At 60.3% G+C, this 2,448-nt stretch carries 3 protein-coding genes; all 3 read left to right on the top strand.

What is annotated here, in order from left to right; translation table 11 throughout:
- Positions 1-157: 157 nt before the first annotated feature.
- The gene (locus tag B3187_RS01340; protein ID WP_024460045.1) at positions 158-508 is read left to right on the top strand and encodes a PilZ domain-containing protein; all 351 of its coding nucleotides are present in this window, start codon (positions 158-160) and stop codon (positions 506-508) included.
- 232 nt (positions 509-740) lie between these two features.
- Positions 741-1,520 carry a TatD family hydrolase gene (locus B3187_RS01335; protein WP_286804294.1) on the top strand — a complete coding sequence of 260 codons (780 nt, stop codon included), beginning with the start codon at positions 741-743 and terminating at the stop codon, positions 1,518-1,520.
- Positions 1,521-1,762: 242 nt separating this feature from the next.
- The gene (locus B3187_RS01330; RefSeq protein WP_286804293.1) at positions 1,763-2,380 is read left to right on the top strand and encodes a dUTP diphosphatase; all 618 of its coding nucleotides are present in this window, start codon (positions 1,763-1,765) and stop codon (positions 2,378-2,380) included.
- Positions 2,381-2,448: the final 68 nt, after the last annotated feature.

Genomic DNA, 2,448 nt, shown 5'->3' with positions numbered 1-2,448 from the left:
GGATGTGGGAAGTGTCCCGAAGCGCCGGGAGCGCGAAGGGGCCCGGGTTTACGGCGTGTCTTGGAAAGGTTCACCTCCTTCGCGGCCCGGGCTTTATTCTGGACACCCGGACCCGAATCCATTACTGTTTCACCAAAATCCAACACCGGAGCAGAGTATGCACGCACTTGGCGGTGCCCGAAACGGGATACTTTCTCTCACCATCAAAGACAAAGCCGTGCTCTACGCGGCCTACATGCCCTTCGTCAAAAACGGCGGCCTGTTCATCCCCACCGGCAAAAGCTACAAACTGGGCGATGAAGTCTTCATGCTCCTCAACCTCATGGACGAACCCGAAAAAATCCCCGTCGCAGGCAAAGTCGTCTGGGTCACCCCAAAAGGCGCCCAAGGCAACCGCGCCGCCGGCATAGGTGTCCAATTCAGCGACCAGGACAACACCGCCGTTAACAAAATCGAAACCTACCTTGCCGGCTCCCTCGAGTCCGAGCGGCCGACGCATACCATGTAGTTTGAATGTGGCACTGAGGTCCGTGGAGGGAAATGCCTTTCAAGACCGTAAGCGGCGGGACTCCGCGCGTCGAGCCCCCAGGGATGGGTTTACGGCGTGTCTTGAAAGGCATTTCCCTCCACGGACCGGACGCAACCAAAATCGCTTTAATTAACCGGCACGACATACCCACCCCTGGTATGCGACAATTCCCGCCCGATCGCCCATTCACCCGAACTCACGACCGACTGCAATGCTGACCGACTCCCACTGCCACCTCGACCGCATCGACCTCAAACCCTACAACGGCGACCTCAACGCCGCCCTCGACGCCGCCCGCGAGCGGGGCATCCGGCAATTCCTGTGCATCGGCGTCAGCCTCGAAAACCGCGAAACCGTCGTCGACATCGCCCGCCAATACCCCGACGTCTACGCCTCCGTCGGCGTCCACCCCTGCGACGTCGAATCCGGCACCGCCACCGTCGAACAGCTGGTAGAGTGGGGCGGGGCACCCGAAGTCATCGGCCTGGGCGAAACCGGGCTCGACTACCACTATGCCGAGCAGACCAAAGAACTCCAACAGGAAAGCTTCGCCCTGCACCTCAAAGCCGGTGCCCAGGCAGGACTGCCCATCATCGTCCACACCCGCGAAGCCCGGGAAGACACCCTGGCCCTGATCCGCGAACACGGCAGCACCGAACACGCCGGCGTCCTCCACTGCTTCACCGAAACCTGGGACATGGCCAGCCAGGCCCTCGACCTCGGCTACTACATATCCCTATCCGGCATCGTCACCTTCAACAGCGCCAAAGCCCTGCGCGAAGTGGCCAAACAGATCCCCCTCGACCGCCTGTTGGTCGAAACCGACTCCCCATACCTGGCGCCCGTCCCGCACCGGGGAAAATCCAACGAGCCCCAATACGTACGCGAAGTGGCAGAGTTTGTCGCCGATCTTCGGGGAATACCCGTAGAACAGCTCGCGGAGCAGACCACCGAGAATTTCCATCGGTTGTTTCCGAAATCCCGGGATTAGGCAACGGCGGATGCGACCGATGTGTGGCACTGAGGTCCGGCAAGGGGACACCCTTTAAAGACCGTAAGCGGCGGGATTCCGCGCGTCGAGCCCCCAGGGATGGGTTCACGGCGTGTCTTTAAAGGGTGTCCCCTTGCCGGACCGGGCGTGACTGCCAATCAAAGTCCGAGGCTCGAACAATGCGGCACGGCATGCGTGCCCTACGTTATAATGCCGCCACAAAAACCAACCGGAGACATCTGATGCCCCGCACCCAACAACTGATGATCATGCTCGACCTGCAAGACAGCATGAACACCAAAGTCCACCCGGAATGGCGCTCCCAGCAATTTGAGTTCTACCGCGCGATCTGGATCGAATGCGCGGAGCTGCTCGAACACTACGGCTGGAAATGGTGGAAAAAACAGACCCCAGACACCGAACAGGTCGCCCTCGAACTGATCGACATCTGGCACTTCGGCCTCAGCATCCTCCTGCAGAACAGCGACGACCTAGACGCACTGGCCGCCGACATCGACCAACAGCTCAACGTCACTACCGACGAACCCGACTTCCGCCTCGACCTGGAAGCCTTCGCCGGCGCCACCCTGGCCGACCGCCAGTTCCACATCGGCAAATTCGGCCGTCTGATGGCGGGTGTCGATATGAGCTTTGAAGACCTCTATCGGGGCTATGTCGGTAAAAACGTCCTCAACTTCTTCCGCCAGGACCACGGGTATAAGGATGGCAGCTACCGCAAGCACTGGCAGGATGGTCGGGAAGACAATGAGCACCTGGTGGAAGTGGTGCGGGAACTGGATGCGGGGAGTCCCAGCTTCAAAGATGACCTCTATCAGGCACTGTCTGCGCGGTATCAGTAGTGGGAGCGGCGGATGCGCTTCGCTTATCCGCCCTACGGCCTAGCGCAGCGGTATAAACCTGCGTAGGG

It is taken from the genome of Marinimicrobium sp. UBA4209 (assembly GCF_002381585.1).
Lineage (GTDB): Bacteria > Pseudomonadota > Gammaproteobacteria > Pseudomonadales > Cellvibrionaceae > Marinimicrobium > Marinimicrobium koreense.
The sequence above is the reverse complement of the archived record's forward strand: the minus strand, read 5'-3'. Positions and strand labels throughout refer to the sequence as shown.

Bases quoted from the DNA above. Each gene is read 5' to 3' on its own strand.
- B3187_RS01340 (WP_024460045.1), top strand. From the start codon at position 158: ATGCACGCACTTGGCGGTGCCCGAAACGGGATACTTTCTCTCACCATC.
- B3187_RS01335 (WP_286804294.1), top strand. From the start codon at position 741: ATGCTGACCGACTCCCACTGCCACCTCGACCGCATCGACCTCAAACCC.
- B3187_RS01330 (WP_286804293.1), top strand. From the start codon at position 1,763: ATGCCCCGCACCCAACAACTGATGATCATGCTCGACCTGCAAGACAGC.